Source organism: Lacticaseibacillus manihotivorans DSM 13343 = JCM 12514, from assembly GCF_001435035.1.
GTDB lineage: Bacteria > Bacillota > Bacilli > Lactobacillales > Lactobacillaceae > Lacticaseibacillus > Lacticaseibacillus manihotivorans.
In genome coordinates, this window is the sequence record NZ_AZEU01000097.1 from 1 (window position 1) to 15,857 (window position 15,857).

Below are 15,857 nucleotides of genomic sequence, written 5' to 3' on the forward strand. Positions count from 1 at the left end.
AGTTCATCTCACGGTGTCGTGCCATGGGGTGGCTAACTTGTTCTTGCAATTTGCGCAAAAGTCATTTTGTCTTCAAAATCGGAAATGTTTGCCGTTTCAGGGTCGCTTTTGAAGTCGTAGTTCTCACCGATAAAGGCCGGGTCCGAGACGAACTTCAAATTGTTTTGGTCATGGCGACTGCCAGCTTTTAAGACGTGATCGATATAGCGATAAAGCAAGTTAGGGCTGTAGTGCAATGGCTTGGTCAGCTCGGTTGCGATCGTGAAATCATGCGCATCGGAAATCATGGTGTCATTGACTTGAACTTGGGTCAATCCTTGATAAAGTTTCAAAACCCTCACTCCTTTCCAACTACCTTCATTATAAGCCTATTGTAAATAAATAGCGCGTAGGTCGCGACGCTGTGCTGGGGTGATTTTTAACGCTGAGGTTAAATAGTTTTCCAACGAGCCATACTGCGCATCGATGGTCATGAATGCGGAATCCAGATATTCATTGGCCACACCACCCAGCGACCGAGTCGACGCGATCATCGCAGGCCCTGCACCGGTTTTGCGCGCTTCATTGACCATGCGTTCTGATTCTTCACCTAAATAAAGATTTGAGGCCAAATAATCACGGCGAATCGTGATCGGATCAACGCCTAACGCAGTCAATAAGTAGACGGCGCCCATCCCAGTGCGATCTTTGCCGGCAGTGCAGTGGAACAACAAGGCGTCATCGCCATCATTGGCCAATAGTAAATCGAAAAAATCACGATAAGCTTTTTGCGCACTTGGCAGTGTCACAATGTCAGCATAGGTATTGACCATGTTGCGAAAGCCACCAAGCGGATCTTTAGCCAATGCCTGGCGCCGCAATTCTTCAGCTTTGATCGAGGCTTTGGTTTCATCGGTGGCAAAGACTGGTTCAAAATGATAGGTGACACCATCAGGTACGCGATCAGGTTGATCACTTTGTTCTTGTGGCGAACGGAAATCGACATCGTCACGTAAGCCATAATCAGCAAGGTATTGTTGATCACGATCAGATAATGCGCTCAAGCGCCCAGAGCGGATCAATTTGTGATACCGTACTGTTTGGCCGGCTTTAGTTTGATAGCCGCCTAAGTCGCGAAAGTTGAAACCATGGTGAATATTCAGCAATTCTGGCAAGTTGGGGCCTCCTTTGGGTGATAGGTTCAGTATACAAGCCTCGTCAAAAAAACGCCACCAAACTGTCGCATCGTGAGGATTGGCCGAGATGCAATTGCGACTGAACTTCGCTATAATGAAGCTTCGAAAGGACGTGTCATCGATGCCAGATATTTATCCCAAAATGCACCCAGATCAACCTGAGAGTTTGCCGACTAATACCGGTGATCGTCAACCTTTATGGCAGGCACTGGCCAAACAAGCGCCAAATCTCAACGGTAAGCGGGTGTTGGCGATTCATTCAGGCGACGGCTGGTTTTGCCGCTATGCCATCAATCATGGGGCAGTGGCGGTGTTAGGGATCGACGCGGATGCGCAAGCGATTTCTGATGCCCGGGCCACTGCCAGTTCCGATCGCTTGCGTTATCGCATCATGCCAGATTCACGCTTAGACTTGTTGACTGGACCTTATGATTTGATCATCGGCACGTTTGATTTGGCCCATGATGACTTACATCAGATCACGCATGTCTTGGCCAAATTATTACGGCATAACGGGCAAATGCTGGCGGCGGTCACCACACCGCTAGCCAAGCCGCAAGTGGATCAAGAACCCCAACTGAACACCTTGTTTACGACTAACTTGGCGATCGATACGGTTTATCAAATTACGGATGCGCGTTTATCGGTGCAAGAGCAGATCCATTTGGTCTTTTCGTCCCGCGCCCATCGTCATGATTAAAAATCGCAAAATAAGTTTTCAATTGTAAAAATATTGAAATAAAGCAAAACCCCCAGTCAACAGAATGCGACTGGGGGTTTTGTGGCGCGCGTAACTTTTTCGAGTTGGGCCATATTATTCAGCTTCTGGGTTTGTGGTGCTGGCGATGACTAAGCCAGCAGCGAAACTAGCAACGAGTTCTTTTTTAGCAGCAGACAACACTTGATCGTTATAGGTCAACACGGTGTTGTTGCTTAACAAATCTTCCAAACGAATGATTGTTTTACCTTCAATATCAGGCATTGCGTTCTTGGCTTTGGCGTATTTGTCTGGATAGGCCAAGGCTAAGACATCCAAGGGGTCACTGTCATAATATTCAGCGAGTTTGCGAATGCTACGCTCGCTAGGAATAGTTTGGTCGTTTTCCCACTTGGTAAAGCTTGCCGGGGAAGTATGTGTCGCCTTAGCGACCTCGACGATGGATTCGCCGCGGTTCTTACGAGTTTGGCGTAAGGCGCTTCCAACAGTTTCTGTCATTATTTTTTTCACCACGATTCTAAATTTTTGGTGCATTTGTTACACATAATAATTTAACTGTTTATAGTTGAAAACGCAATTGTTATCCGTAGAATTTATTTAATTTTTTATCGATTGAGTGAATCTATCGGCATTTAAATCGTTTTGGTGATAAGCTCACTAAGAAATTGGTCAGCAAGCGCTTGCTAAAATTATCCACTTAGACTTGTTTTCGCCGCGTCATTGGCTTACGCTTAAGCTATAAGAATAAAGGAAGTGATCAGATGGACCAAGAATATAACCAATTATTAGTGCCAGTCGATGGCTCAGATGAAGCAGAGCTTGCGTTCCAAAAAGCTGTGAAAGTGGCCGCTGCAAACCATGCACATCTGGATATTTTAAACGTCCTCGACACCAAGCAGTTCATCGGCGGCTATGGTGGCATGATCTCTGGCGACGCGGTTTACCAACTCACCCAAGATGCTGAAAGCTATCTCAACGGGTTATCCGACCGGGCGAAAAAAGCTGGCTTAGAAGATGTTGCCATTCACGTGCGTTTTGGTAATCCCAAAACCGTTATTGCAACAGACTTCCCACATGACCACAAAATCGATTTGATCATCATTGGCGCGACTGGCTTAAATGCCATGGAGCGCGTGCTGGTCGGTTCTGTGACTGAATATGTCAACCGCACGGCACCTTGTGATGTCTTGATTGTTAAAACTGCTTAATGAATCTTGGAGCTAAGACTTTTGCCTTGGCTCTTTTTGTTTGTTCAAAGAATGAATTGACAAATTACGAGCGACTGCCATTTAGAAAGTGTGACGCGGCAACTTGAACTTTTGTTACAATGAAGAAAAACGTTGGAGTCGACTATGCGCAAGAAACGATTACTAGGAATCCTCATGGGGATGGCAGCCGCCTTACTTTGGGGAATCTCTGGACCTGCCAGTGAAATCTTATTTGCCCACAATATGAGTGTTGGCTGGCTGATCAGTTCCAAAATGGTCATCGCCGGACTTGTATCGATGGTGTTAGCCCTCATCATCGATGGCAAAAAAGTGCTCGCGCCATGGCAAAACAAACAAGCGGCGACACAAATGATCATTTTTATCCTGTTTGGGATGATCGCCATGCAATACATTTATTATCAAGCTGTGGCAGTGGCGAATGCCCCAACAGCCACGATCCTGCAGTTTCTTTCGCCAGTGGTCGTGGTCATCTATGTGGCGCTAAAAACGCGGGAACTCCCTAGACGCGTGGACGTGCTGGTGATCGCGTTGGCAATGTTTGGCACCTTATTAGTGGTCACCAAAGGCCATCTCACGCAGTTGGCCATCAGTCCGCAAGCCTTGATGTGGGGCTTATTGTCTGCCTTGGCTGCGGCAGCTTATGCGATTTTACCCGCGGCGTTGTTGGAAACCTATTCCCCATTGACCGTCACGGCTTGGGCGCAATTACTCGGTGGGGCCTTGCTTTCCATCAACATGCCTTGGTGGACCAAGATCCCACATTTGACGACTTTTGAATGGGGGGCTTATGCCTTTGTTGTTATCGCTGGGACCATTGTGTCTTACTTGTTATATTTGATGGCTTTGCAATATGTCTCTGTGACGGCAGTTAGTTTGCTCGATGCTTTTGAGCCCCTTGGCGCGACGTTGACTTCAGTATTGTTTATGGGGTTCGTGTTGACTGGCGCTGAATTACTCGGTGGGGTGCTCATCATTGTGGCCGTCATCTTGATGAGCTTGATGGAGCCTAAAGCCCCAGAAGCGTGATGCGGTCCGACACCGGTAGTGTTTCAGCCCACCAGCGCTTGATGGCCAAGAAGTCTATACTGTCAACGTTGATGCCGGACACAAAAAAGCCAAGGCAATCAGCCTTGACCGTCAAGATTTATTTATGATCGACCAGCAGATTCGGGAGCCGGCGTTGATGCTGATCAGGCAACAACGCTAAGATGTAGCCATTTTTTACCCGCAACTTATAAGTAATTTTCGGCTTAAGTTCCGTCGGCTTCCCGAAGGCGTCATACATCGGTAATTCATGTGTTGGTGCAGTCATTCAGCATCCCTCCTCAATCTTTCTAATGCTAGTATAATCGTTTTCAAAAGCTTTGAGGTTACCACTGGGTTACAGTTGCGCCACTTAATGATACAATGATTACCAGAAAAGTTAACTGGAGGTCCCCATGGAGCAATATAGCATTAGTGAATTAGCCGACTGGCTGGAAGCCCAATCGGATGCGCTGTTGGCAAAATCAGTCGCATTTCCAGAAACCAAAGTGCAAGCCGTTGTGGATTATTTAAAGGTGTTAAAGCACCCAGCGGCAGCTTACTTAGATACCTTGCAAGGTCACTATGATCGCCATGAATCTGATCACAAGTTGAACTTGCTGGCAGACAAAGCACCGCTTGCCGAACTCGAAGATCGGGTGATGGTCAACCACGTGGATGGCTCGATCACTGAAGATCACATCAACTTTACTTACAACCACGAACCAGTTTTTGAAGGTGGCTATGCCGCTAAAAAAGACTTAAACATTATCAAGTTTGGCTTAGAAGTGATCGGTGCGGTTGCGACCACTGGCCATATTGAAACTGAAAGTAGCGTTTTGTCGCCAGATGCGATGGTCACGTTGATCGTGGCGGCACACAGCTTTGCTAAATGGCAGGGCTAGGCGCTAACCAATCGGAATCGGATAATTGATGCCAGGTTTTGGATACTGGCACCCATAATTGTGCTTTTAAAATTGCGCGAATACTTTGCCAAAAGGCAGGGTCTTCGCGCTGTTTTTGATTGGTGTGGATCACGATTTCTGCGCCAGTTTCCGTATGCGCTTCGATATTGGGATAATTGATCGCCTCAAGTTGGGCAGTAAACACATCTAATTCGTTTAGTAACATCAGCACTCATCCTTTCGATGTTATTAATATACCAAGAGGATGTGGTCGAATTGCCAAGCTGGTATGATGATTGTGTGAACGGTTGCTTGTGAATTTCTAAAGGATGCAAAGTTGGTTTAATTGGTCTATACTAATTACAAAAGCGCTTTATTGAGGAGGAAACCGATGACGGTTCAATTACTACAAGCGGCCCAAGAGGCTGAATTCTATGCGTTAGCGCGTTATGCGTTCAACAAACCCCAATCGCCTAATCGCGATGCGGCCTTTGCGAGTCTTTATGCCCATTCGGATGTTTGGGGGATCGGCGAGCCGCTGCAAAGTGGGTTGTTGTCCACAAACTTTGCCGTGGACTTTGCTGGCGTGAATTACAAAATGAGTGGTATCGGCTATGTTGCCAGTTATCCAGAAGCAGGCGGCAATGGCGGCATCACAGCGATCATGCATGAAGCCTTCGCTAAAATGCGAGAAAATGGCGAAACCTTATCTTATTTGGCGCCATTTTCAGCGACGTTTTATCGGCGGTTTGGGTATGAAGGCGCCTTTGATCAAGTGACACATGAATTAAACGCCAGTGATTTTCCTAAAGTGCCGCGCCCAAATGCCGCGTTATCCGTCAAACGGATGCGCTTTGCGGCAGCCATTCCGGCGATGCAAGAAGTGTATGATCGCAATAAGGTCTCAACGCGCGGCGGTTTGTTGCGCGCCAACTGGTGGTGGCTTAATTTAGCCGATCATTATCCAAAGCGTGAAGTCGCCGTGGCGATGATGGGCGATCGCGCGACGGGTTATGTGGTTTATGAACGCGCCGGCGATACTTTCATTTTGCATGAGTTGATGCATGATGACCTCGATGCGTTGATCGCATTAGGCCGCTTTGTTGGTGCCCATCGCTCAGCTTTCGCCAAATTTGTCTATACTACTGGCAATCCAGAATCCTTGCACGACTTATTCCCAGAACCGTTAGTGTTAAAGAGCTCGACTGCGGCGTACATGATGGCGCGCATTGTGGATCTGAAAGATTTTATGCAACGCTATCCTTACCAAGTCAGTGATTTGGCGCCGGTGATCCTACAAGTTAACGATGACTTCATCCCCGAGAACAATGGTTTGTGGGAGTTGTCGATCAATGATGGCCAAGTTAGTTTTGAAGCGGTCAAAAAAGGTGAGCCAGCCGTGATCCTTTCCGAACAGCAACTGGTTAAAGCAACCTTTGGCGTGCGGCGGTTGCGCGAGTTGTATAATCTGGGCTTAGTTGATGGGGATGCTTATACGATTGGCGTATTGTCGGATATCTTTATTCCCCATCAAACGCAGCTTTACGATTACTTCTAGGTCGTGAAGATGAAACTGATCGTTGAAAAACAGCGTGACCTTGCCTTGGTGACCAAGCTGGTAGCAATTTGGCAACGTTCGGTCAAGGCGACTCATACATTTCTCAGTACCAGTGAAATTACTGAAATTCGCGAATTTGTGCCGCAAGCATTGAACCAAGTGCCAATATTGGTCGTCGCTTTTGATGGCAGCCAGCCAGTCGGGTTTATGGGGATTGCCGAACACAAACTGGAGATGTTGTTTTTAGATCCAACTGTGCGCGGGCAAGGTCTTGGGCAACAACTCGTTGAGTATGGCTTTGATCATTATGCGATCGATGAAGTGGTGGTCAATGAGCAAAATCCGGCAGCAGTTGGTTTTTACCAGCATCTTGGGTTTGAAATCGTGGCACGCTCACCGATCGATGAACAAGGCCAGCCTTATCCAATTTTAAGGATGCATCATGCCTAACGAAAAGGGCCGCGCAAGAGGATTGCGTGGCCCTTTTCGTCAGTTCAGAAATTCAGCGTATTCAGCTTGTAAGCGTTGGTCTAATTGCTTTTTGTCAGCATCAGTTTGAAAGCTCTCAGCACAAGCGTCGCGGTTAAACTGTAAGAAATCTGCGATGCGCGTGTCAAAATGTTCAGCAAATAATTGATATTCACGCGTCAGATCCGTATTTGAAACGGTGCGATTATCAGTATTGATGCACATCCGCGCGTGTGCCGCCATCAATTCTGCATAAGGATAATCAGCATAACTTTCAGCAGCCTTGGTTTGTAAATTACTGGTCAAGCATAATTCTGCTAAAGCCTTGGCTCGCACGAATTCAGCGATGGCATCGGGGTGATCATGTAAGGCAGTGGCATGCCCGATGCGCTTGACGCCAAGTTCGATGGCCTCGCGAATATTTTGGACGCAGTGGCATTCGCCGGCATGCAAGGTCAACGGGACACCTAAGCGTTGGGCATACTTCACGGTGTCGGTGAGGACAGCAGTCGGATAATCAGCTTCATTTCCGGCAAAATCAAAGCCTGCCAAGCCGGAAACCGGTGCGCTGGCCTTAAATATTTGCGCATTTAAAGCAGGATCGGATTGGCGCATACCACAAACTAAGCATGCCGCAACAATATCAAAATCTGCCATCGCCTGATGTAAGCCAGCGACCACGCCTGCGATCGTTTCCGCAACGGTTAAGCCCGTATCCATCGAAAATTCTGGCGCAAAGCGAATTTCAATGTAGCGCACATTTTCTGCGGCAGCTTGTTGGGCGACGTCATAAGCCGCCAACTTTAAGGCTTCCGGGGTTTGCAGGAGTGGGCGGATCACATCAAAAGGCCGCAAGTAATCCATTAATGTTTGGGCGTCATGTGGGGCTTGAACTAACTTGGCCAATTCATTATCGTCAGTCGGCAAGTCGATGTGAGCCATGGTAGCTAAACGATGAATCGCAGACAATGACAGCGAACCGTCCAAGTGGCAATGTAATTCAACTTTAGGCAAGTGGTGATACAATGAAGTCATGGGGCAACCCTCCAATTTCAATTAGTGTAGCACAATAGGAGGTAGGACATGCGAATGGTCGACTTGATCGCCAAAAAGCGCGATCACCAGGAACTGACAACCGATGAAATCAATTGGATGATCCAAAATTATGTTTCAGATGAAATTCCAGATTACCAAATGAGCGCGATGTTGATGGCGATTTATTTTAACGGCATGACGGATCCAGAACAAGCGCAACTCGCCCAAGCCATGCTCAACTCTGGGGAACGTTTGGATCTCAGTGCCATTGCTGGCGTCAAAGTGGACAAGCACTCCACTGGCGGCGTTGGCGATAAGCTGACCATTCCACTATTGCCATTGATGGCTAGTCTGGGTGTGCCGGTGCCGATGATTTCCGGTCGCGGTCTTGGTTTTACTGGCGGGACTTTGGATAAAATGGAAAGCATCCCCGGCTTTAACGTGCAACTTACCACCCAACAATTTATCGATCAAGTGGCCACGATCCATCAAGCCATCACGCAAGCGAGCAGCGATCTGGCGCCTGCAGACAAGCGTTTATATGCGTTGCGCGATGTGACTGGAACGGTGGCTTCAACGCCATTGATCGCCGCTTCAATTATGTCTAAGAAGTTAGCCAGTGGTACCGATGCTTTATTATTTGACGTCAAAAGCGGTAATGGCGCTTTTATGCCAGATGATGAACAAGCGGAAAAACTGGCGCATGCCTTGATCAGTATCGCGGAACAAAATGGCGTCAGTGCGCGAGCGTTGATCACCGATATGAATCAGCCACTGGGCATCACCATTGGAAACTCCCTTGAAGTGGCTGAATCCATCGCGGTGTTAAAAGGCCGCGGTCCGCAAGATGTGCACCAACTTTTAGTCACCCAAGCGGCCCATATGTTGGTTTTAGGCAAGCGCGCCGATACGTTGGAGTTGGGTGTGGGCATGGCAGAAGATGCGTTGCGTGATGGTCGCGCGATGCGGGCGTTCAAACAGTTGATCCAAGCGCAAGGCGGGGATGTGCGCGTCACAGATGATCCAAGACGCTTGCCACAAGCGTCCCAAAAAGTTGCCATCAAAGCTGAAAGTGCAGGTTTTGTTGGCGAAATCGATACCAAAGCATTAGGCGTTGCCGTGATGCAAATTGGTGGCGGTCGGGCACAACAAGAGTCGGACCTTGATTTGACGTCTGGATTAGTCCTGCATAAGAAATTGGGGACACCGGTTTCTGTTGGCGATACTTTAGCGGTAGCTTATGCCAGTGAGCGCGATCCGCAAACAATTGTCGATGCCGTGCGTGATGCTTATACCATCACCGCCCAAAAGCCGAAGATTACGCCTTTGATTCACCAGATTATTAAATAAATGTTTACGAATCTTGCCGCGGTTGATCAGTTCAACCGCGGTATTATTATGCCATCGATTGTAAGCGCTTATTTATTTACTCAGGGATGAGGACTTTCAGTGGGAAAATCAGGCGTGAGACATAGTTGAGCAGGTTGGAAAAAGGAGGGCAGCGTTATGGGCGCAACAGTTTTGGACTTGGCACGCTTTCAGTTTGCCATGACCACAGTATTTCATTTTTTCTTCGTGCCGTTTAGTATCGGCATGGCCTTAGTCACAGCGATTATGGAAACCATGTTTGTCCGCACCAAAAAGCCATTATATAAACAAATGACCTTGTTTTGGGGCAAGATCTTCTTGTTGAGTTTTGCCGTTGGGGTGGTCACTGGGATCATTCAAGAATTTCAGTTTGGGATGAATTGGTCGAATTACTCGCGCTTTATGGGCGATATTTTCGGCGCGCCATTGGCCATTGAAGCGCTGTTGGCCTTTTTCATGGAATCGACCTTTATCGGGTTGTGGATGTTTACATGGGATCGCTTCAAACCATCACTGCATGCCGCGATGATTTGGCTGGTGTGGTTAGGGACCACGCTTTCAGCGATTTGGATTTTAAGTGCCAATGCCTTCATGCAACATCCGACTGGTTTTGCAATCAATCAAGCCACTGGGCGGGTGAAATTAGTCGACTTTGGCGCGGTGATCGCCAATCCGCAATTATGGGTCGAATTTCCCCATGTGATTTTTGGGGCATTCACCACAGCCGGGTTTGCGGTTGCGGGGATGGCGGCATGGCGCTTGTTGAAGCATGATCATGAAGATTTTTACTTACACTCATTGCGAATCGGTTTAACAGTCGGATTGATCGCAGTCGTTGGGGCAATCGGCGTTGGGGACTTGCAAACGCAATTCATCATTAAAGATCAGCCGATGAAGTTTGCTGCCACTGAAGGGATCTACAAAAATACCAAAGATCCTGCCGCCTGGACCGTGGTGGAATTGATCGATAGCAAAAATCACAAAGTTTCAAATGCTGTGGATGTGCCAGTATTGTTGAGCTTGCTGGCGTATCACAAAACCTCTGGGGCGGTCATGGGGATGGACCAAGCCAACGCAGAACTGCAGGCCAAGTATGGTAAGGATAAGAATTATTATGTCCCTGCCAAAACACTTTTCTGGTCATTTCGGGTGATGGCTGGCGGTGGCGTGGTGTTAGCGTTGATCGCGATCTTAGGCTTGTGGTTTAGCCGCGCGAAAAAGAATACCTTGATGCATAAACGCTGGTTGTTGTGGTTATTAGGTCTAGCCTTATGGGTACCGTTTATGTTGAATGCTGCCGGCTAGTTGATCACGGAACTCGGCCGTTATCCATGGACGGTTTATGGTTTGTATACGATTCAAGACGCGATTAGTGCGACTACCACCGCCGGTCAACTGTGGTTCTCAAATATTGCCTACTTATTGATTTTCAGTTTACTCGGTGGGGTGATGGTTTACTTCAGTCATCAGAATTTAGTTTTGGGACCCGATGCGCCAGGAACGCTGAATTACGGTATCGATGAAATCACGCCATTGGAGGGGCAACCGTCATGAGCCCATTACAATTATTATGGTTTCTACTATTAGCGGTGTTGTTCATTGGCTTCTTCGTCTTAGAAGGTTTTGATTTTGGCGTCGGCATGGCCACCCGTTTGTTAGCCAAAAACGAAGGTGAACGTAAGCAATTAGTGGCGACGATCGGTCCACATTGGGATGGCAATGAAGTGTGGCTCATCACCGCGGGTGGGGCGATGTTTGCCTCTTATCCACTATGGTATGCGAGTTTATTTTCCGGCTTTTATATCCTATTTTTCTTGGTGCTGGTTGGCTTGATCTTGCGCGGGGTTTCCTTTGAATTTGCGGCGCATGCGCAAAGCCAACGTGGTCGCGATATTTGGCGCTGGGCATTGTTTGTCGGCAGTGTGATCCCACCATTTTTGCTAGGGATGATCTTTACGGCGATCATTCAGCCATTGACGATCGATGGCAAAATGGACATTTATGCTAGCCTTGGCGAGCAAGTCAACTTATTGACAATTGTCGGTGGGGTGGCTGTGACGTTGATGTGTTTCATGCACGGCTTGAATTTTATTCGCTTGAAAACCACCGGCGCTTTGCGTTTACGGGCTTGGGCTTACAACCGCATTTTGATTTGGGTGTTATATGCAGGTGCGGTGGTGTTTGCGCTATTGGTTTATGTTTCTACGGATTTCTTTGTGAAGCGGCCGCTCAGTTCAGGTATCATCATTGGCTTGATTGTCTTGGCCATTGTGTGTGAGCATTTCGCCATTCTCAAAGACCGTGAAGGCTTATCCTTGATCACGAGTGGTTCAGCCTTGGCGCTGGTAGTGATTTTGATTTTTAATGGGTTGTTCCCACGGGTCTTGATTGCTAAGGAGGCGGTGAATTCGTTGTTGATCACCCAAGCTTCCGCGTCGAATTTGACCTTGACGATTATGACTGGTGTGACGGTGGTGTTATTGCCGATTGCTTTGGCGTATTTTATCTGGGCCTATGTGGTATTTCACAAACGGGTGCCAGAGCTGTCGTAAGTTTTTTGGCGCAATGGGGAGATTGCGATGTTTGATCGACGATTATTGGCGCTACCAGGCGCAAAGAAATTACTGATTGAATTATTTGGCTTGACCGTGATTGAAGCGTTCGCCATTATTGGGCAAGCATACGGCTTAGCCCAAGCAATCGTGATATTTTGGCATGGACAACAGTTTGGGCAAGCCAGCCCCATGATGGTGATTTTTGTGGTGGCCTATACTTTGCGGCAATTCACTGCGTATGCACGCGAACAGTTGAGCCAGAATTTTGCCCAGGTTCAAAGCGAAAACTTGCGGACTGCGTTACTCCATCGCTTGTTTCGACTGGGTCCTTCAGCAATCGCAGAAATCGGCAGTGGCTCAGTGGTGACGCAATTGCTGGCTGGTAGCACTGAAATCGAAGCGTATTTTGCGTTGACGTTGAATAAACTGGTACCGCTATTGGTGATTCCGATAGCGGTATTTGTCGCAGTCAGTGTGCAATCATTGAAATCTGGGGTCGCACTGTTGTTATTATTCCCAGTGATCATCGGTTTTATGGTCATTTTAGGGTTAGCTGCCAAAGATCGTGCTGAAGTGCAATATGCTGGGTTTGCGAAGTTGACCAATCATTTTCAAGATGCATTGCTCGGAATGGCGTCGCTGGATGCCCTGGGAGTCAACGACTATGACCAGCAGGTGTATTCAGTTTCTGAACGCTTCCGCAAACAAACCATGAGTGTCTTGAAAGTCGCCATGTTGTCAGGCTTTGCGATGGATTTCTTTGCGACGTTGGCGATCGCAGTGGTGGCAGTCTTTTTAGGTCTGGATCTGTTAGCTGGTCGGGTGACATTGTTGCCAGCGCTGTTCAGTTTGATTTTAGCGCCAGAATATTTCTTGCCGATTCGCGCGTTTGGGGCGGATTATCATGCGACTTTAAATGGGAAAACAGCTTTTGAAGCGACCATGGCGATTTTGAACCGCCCTTTGCCGCAGGAGGCAAAAGAATTGGTTTCGCCGTGGCAGGCGGATTCGACGCTTTCCGTCCATGATTTAAGCGTCAATTACGGGGATCATCAAGCGTTATCGCAAATCAACTTCAGTTTATCTGGGTTTCAAAAAGTCGCGATCATTGGGGCAAGCGGATCCGGGAAAACGACGCTGTTGAATACTTTAGCCGGTTTTTGACCCCAGCTGGTGACCTTGACCTTAACGGGGTGTTACTAGATACCTTCAATCAAGCCGATTGGCAACAACAAGTCAGCTATATTCCACAAGCGCCGTATATTTTTGCGGATACGATCGGCGCAAATTTAAGCTTTTATCACCCCAATGCAACGTCGGAACAAATTCAACAAGCCGCCAAGTTAGCCGGATTAGCGCCTTTTATTGCCGCATTGCCGAAAGGATTGGACACTAACATTGGTGCCGGGGGTCGGGGCATTTCTGGTGGGCAAGCGCAACGTATTGCCTTAGGGCGAACGTTGTTAGATGCCAAGCGTGCGGTGTGGTTGTTTGATGAACCAACCGCCCATTTGGATATTGAAACCGAACTTGCGCTGAAGCAAACCATGACACCGTTGTTTGAACATCATTTAGTGATCATGGCGACGCATCGCTTGCACTGGCTGTCAGTAATGGATCTGGTATTGGTGATGGATCATGGCCATTTAGTGGATGTGGGGACACCACAAGCGCTGGCGCAGCATTCGCAGATTTTTCAGACTTTGGTGCAAACGCTTGGAGGTGGTTCAGATGCGAAAGAATAACTGGGTGCGTTTAGCGATGCAACAATACCGCAGCCAAGCGATATTGGCAATCAGTTTAGCCGTGATCACTGCCATCAGTGCAGCCTTGTTGATGTTTACCAGTGGATATTTGATCGATTTTTCGGCCCGAATGCCATTATTTGCGGCGATTTATGTGCCAGTGGTTTTAACGCGCTTGTTTGGCATCGCACGACCAGTTGTCCAATATTTGGAACGCTTGGTCAGCCACAACTGGGTGTTGCATTACACCAGTGTTTTGCGCCAGAAATTATTTCTCAAGTTAAAAATGAAATCAGCGCGGCCAGTCGGCGATGGGATGGCGATGTTGGCTGAAGACGTCGGTAAATTACAAAATTATTTTCTTCGCAGTTTGTTGCCAACCATTGTGGCTGGGGTGTTGGCGATTCTTTTGAGTTTATTGGCGGGCTATTTTGCTTGGCAAGATGTGTTGGTGATGGCCATGTTGTTAGGGATGCAGTTGCTAGGCTTGCCGATCATCTCCAAATTGCGCGCTACCTCTACGATTCGCGCTGCTGATCGATTACTTCACGAAGCCTATGTCGGCGTTGATGATGCGATTTTAGGCCAGCGCGATTGGGTGTTGAGTCATTCAGAAGCTGGATTTGTGGCCAAAGCCTCGACTGCTTGGGCTGAATATCAGCATTATCACGCCCAACTTACAAAGCAAACCCAGCAGCGGCAATTATTCAGTCAGCTATGCTTTGTGCTGTTGCCAGTTACATTATTGATTTGGTCAAGTGTGCATTTAACATCATCGCCAAGTCTAGCCAACTGGATCGGAGCCGTGGGATTGGTGATTTTTCCCTTAGCGGAGCCGTTGATGTCTGGCGGTGAAGGGGTGATTTCTGTGGTTGGCGATTCGGCGAAGTTTGACCGCCTGCAAACGCTTGATGAAATTCAACCTCAGGCAACCGCGACGCAACCCATGCCCACTGATTTTCAGATGTTAACGCTCGACCACGTTGGGTTTAGTTATCCTCAAGCCGAGCATGCGTTACTACAGTCAGTGTCGTTTGACGTGTTGCAAGGGCAAAAAGTCGCGATTTTAGGGACTAGTGGGGTAGGCAAAACGACATTATTGGAATTGCTTCAAGGCTCACTCACGCCGACCAGTGGTGCCGTCACCGTTGATGGGGTCCCACTGTCAACGTATCAAGATGCGCAACATTCGGCTTTTAGCGTTTTGCCGCAAGCCCCATTTTTATTCAATACGTCGATCAAAGCCAATTTATTACTGGCGAAGCCGGATGCATCGGATGACCAATTGTGGCAGGCATTAACGCAGGTGAAACTCGCTGATTTGGTGAAACAGTTGCCACAAGGTTTTGATACGCCGCTGCAAGAAGCCGGTTTGAGTTTATCTGGTGGAGAACGTCAACGCGTTGCCATTGCGCAGATTTTATTGCAACACAAATCATTGGTGATATTAGACGAGCCGACAGTGGGTTTAGACCCGGCGCTTGAACGGGAATTACTGGAGACGATGTTTTCGGCGCTGAAAAACCAAACAGTGATTTGGGTGACCCATCATTTACAAGGCGTGCAAGCGATGGATCAAGTGGTGTTCATTGCCGATGGTCGGGTCAAGTTGCAAGGCTCACCGCAGACGTTGAAAGCATCGAATACTTATTATCGGGCTTTGCTCAATTTGGATTCGGGGTGGTCGACATGGATGCACGCTTAAAATTGATTCAGCAAAAATTATTGGCGCAGATCAAATTAGACGCGCCACCAGTCGAAGCGTTGGTCAAAGCACAAATCAATGCTGGCGGGAAAATGTTGCGCGCTCAGTTAGTCTTAGATTTTGCCGATTTTGGCCAACCTGATGACGCAAATGTGATCACTGCAGCCGCAGCAATCGAAGCCTTGCACTTGGCGACGTTGATCCATGACGATGTGCTTGATGACGCTGATGTACGGCGCGGGGTGCCGACGATTGCGCCACGCTCAGGCAATCGGGCGGCGATTTATGCAGGGGATTTCATGTTTGCCGTGTATTTTAACCTGGATTATTCACCTCGGTATTTGGTACATGAAATCGCATCTGGCCGGTCTGA

General features: G+C 48.0%; 16 protein-coding genes and 2 pseudogenes. 12 read left to right on the plus strand and 6 right to left on the minus strand.

Features of this window, described 5'->3' with window-relative positions; all coding sequences use genetic code 11:
- Positions 1 to 32 precede the first annotated feature (32 nt).
- On the minus strand, positions 33 to 332 hold the full coding sequence (locus FD01_RS04725; RefSeq protein WP_056962892.1) for a hypothetical protein: 300 nt from the start codon (positions 330 to 332) through the stop codon (positions 33 to 35).
- Between the two features lie 36 nt (positions 333 to 368).
- A complete protein-coding gene (locus FD01_RS04730) occupies positions 369 to 1,154 on the minus strand; it encodes a tyrosine-protein phosphatase (RefSeq protein ID WP_056962894.1) in 786 nt (261 codons plus the stop codon).
- Between the two features lie 142 nt (positions 1,155 to 1,296).
- Between FD01_RS04730 and FD01_RS04735 the strand changes: the two genes are divergently transcribed.
- Positions 1,297 to 1,875 carry a class I SAM-dependent methyltransferase gene (locus tag FD01_RS04735; protein ID WP_054717783.1) on the plus strand — a complete coding sequence of 193 codons (579 nt, stop codon included), beginning with the start codon at positions 1,297 to 1,299 and terminating at the stop codon, positions 1,873 to 1,875.
- Between the two features lie 114 nt (positions 1,876 to 1,989).
- Here FD01_RS04735 and FD01_RS04740 read toward each other — a convergent pair whose 3' ends face one another.
- A complete protein-coding gene (locus FD01_RS04740; RefSeq protein WP_056962911.1) occupies positions 1,990 to 2,394 on the minus strand; it encodes a helix-turn-helix domain-containing protein in 405 nt (134 codons plus the stop codon).
- A gap of 260 nt (positions 2,395 to 2,654) precedes the next feature.
- Between FD01_RS04740 and FD01_RS04745 the strand changes: the two genes are divergently transcribed.
- Together FD01_RS04745 and FD01_RS04750 are read left to right on the plus strand one after the other, a co-directional pair.
- Entirely contained in the window at positions 2,655 to 3,101 is a 447-nt protein-coding gene (locus FD01_RS04745) for a universal stress protein (protein WP_054717786.1), read from the plus strand.
- A gap of 144 nt (positions 3,102 to 3,245) precedes the next feature.
- Positions 3,246 to 4,148, plus strand: coding sequence for a DMT family transporter (locus FD01_RS04750; RefSeq protein WP_056962896.1), 903 nt, complete (start codon positions 3,246 to 3,248; stop codon positions 4,146 to 4,148).
- A gap of 118 nt (positions 4,149 to 4,266) precedes the next feature.
- Here the strand turns inward: FD01_RS04750 and FD01_RS16360 are convergent, their stop codons facing one another.
- Positions 4,267 to 4,434 (minus strand): hypothetical protein, encoded by a 168-nt coding sequence (locus FD01_RS16360; RefSeq protein WP_164480460.1) that lies wholly within the window; start codon positions 4,432 to 4,434, stop codon positions 4,267 to 4,269.
- Positions 4,435 to 4,561: 127 nt separating this feature from the next.
- Here FD01_RS16360 and FD01_RS04755 point away from each other — a divergent pair, with 127 nt between their 5' ends.
- The gene (locus FD01_RS04755) at positions 4,562 to 5,050 is read left to right on the plus strand and encodes a hypothetical protein (protein ID WP_056962898.1); all 489 of its coding nucleotides are present in this window, start codon (positions 4,562 to 4,564) and stop codon (positions 5,048 to 5,050) included.
- Here FD01_RS04755 and FD01_RS04760 read toward each other — a convergent pair.
- Positions 5,034 to 5,276, minus strand: a complete 243-nt coding sequence (locus FD01_RS04760) for a hypothetical protein (RefSeq protein ID WP_054717792.1) — start codon at positions 5,274 to 5,276, stop codon at positions 5,034 to 5,036. The two genes, FD01_RS04755 and FD01_RS04760, sit on opposite strands and share 17 nt — an antisense overlap.
- Positions 5,277 to 5,441: 165 nt before the next feature.
- On the opposite strand from FD01_RS04760, the gene FD01_RS04765 reads away from it, so the two are divergent.
- Both FD01_RS04765 and FD01_RS04770 read left to right on the plus strand, forming a co-directional pair.
- The gene (locus FD01_RS04765; protein WP_056962901.1) at positions 5,442 to 6,608 is read left to right on the plus strand and encodes a GNAT family N-acetyltransferase; all 1,167 of its coding nucleotides are present in this window, start codon (positions 5,442 to 5,444) and stop codon (positions 6,606 to 6,608) included.
- Positions 6,609 to 6,617: 9 nt separating this feature from the next.
- Positions 6,618 to 7,058, plus strand: coding sequence for an acetyltransferase (locus tag FD01_RS04770; RefSeq protein WP_056962903.1), 441 nt, complete (start codon positions 6,618 to 6,620; stop codon positions 7,056 to 7,058).
- 39 nt (positions 7,059 to 7,097) lie between these two features.
- On the opposite strand, the gene add is transcribed toward FD01_RS04770, so the two are convergent.
- A complete protein-coding gene (add, locus tag FD01_RS04775) occupies positions 7,098 to 8,111 on the minus strand; it encodes an adenosine deaminase (RefSeq protein ID WP_056962905.1) in 1,014 nt (337 codons plus the stop codon).
- A 48-nt stretch (positions 8,112 to 8,159) separates the two neighbouring features.
- On the opposite strand from add, the gene FD01_RS04780 reads away from it, so the two are divergent.
- The 6 genes and pseudogenes from FD01_RS04780 to FD01_RS04810 all read left to right on the plus strand — a co-directional run.
- Positions 8,160 to 9,461, plus strand: a complete 1,302-nt coding sequence (locus FD01_RS04780) for a thymidine phosphorylase (RefSeq protein ID WP_054717799.1) — start codon at positions 8,160 to 8,162, stop codon at positions 9,459 to 9,461.
- A 156-nt stretch (positions 9,462 to 9,617) separates the two neighbouring features.
- Positions 9,618 to 11,033 (plus strand): annotated as a pseudogene (locus tag FD01_RS04785) (cytochrome ubiquinol oxidase subunit I).
- Positions 11,030 to 12,031, plus strand: coding sequence for a cytochrome d ubiquinol oxidase subunit II (cydB, locus tag FD01_RS04790; RefSeq protein ID WP_054717802.1), 1,002 nt, complete (start codon positions 11,030 to 11,032; stop codon positions 12,029 to 12,031). Before FD01_RS04785 ends, cydB begins: the two are co-directional and overlap by 4 nt.
- Before the next feature lie 27 nt (positions 12,032 to 12,058).
- Positions 12,059 to 13,779 (plus strand): annotated as a pseudogene (gene cydD, locus FD01_RS04795) (thiol reductant ABC exporter subunit CydD).
- Entirely contained in the window at positions 13,766 to 15,484 is a 1,719-nt protein-coding gene (cydC, locus tag FD01_RS04805) for a thiol reductant ABC exporter subunit CydC (protein WP_056962910.1), read from the plus strand. Before cydD ends, cydC begins: the two are co-directional and overlap by 14 nt.
- The coding region (locus FD01_RS04810; RefSeq protein WP_191981518.1) for a polyprenyl synthetase family protein at positions 15,469 to 15,857 on the plus strand (389 nt) is incomplete at its 3' end. The genes cydC and FD01_RS04810, both read left to right, overlap by 16 nt.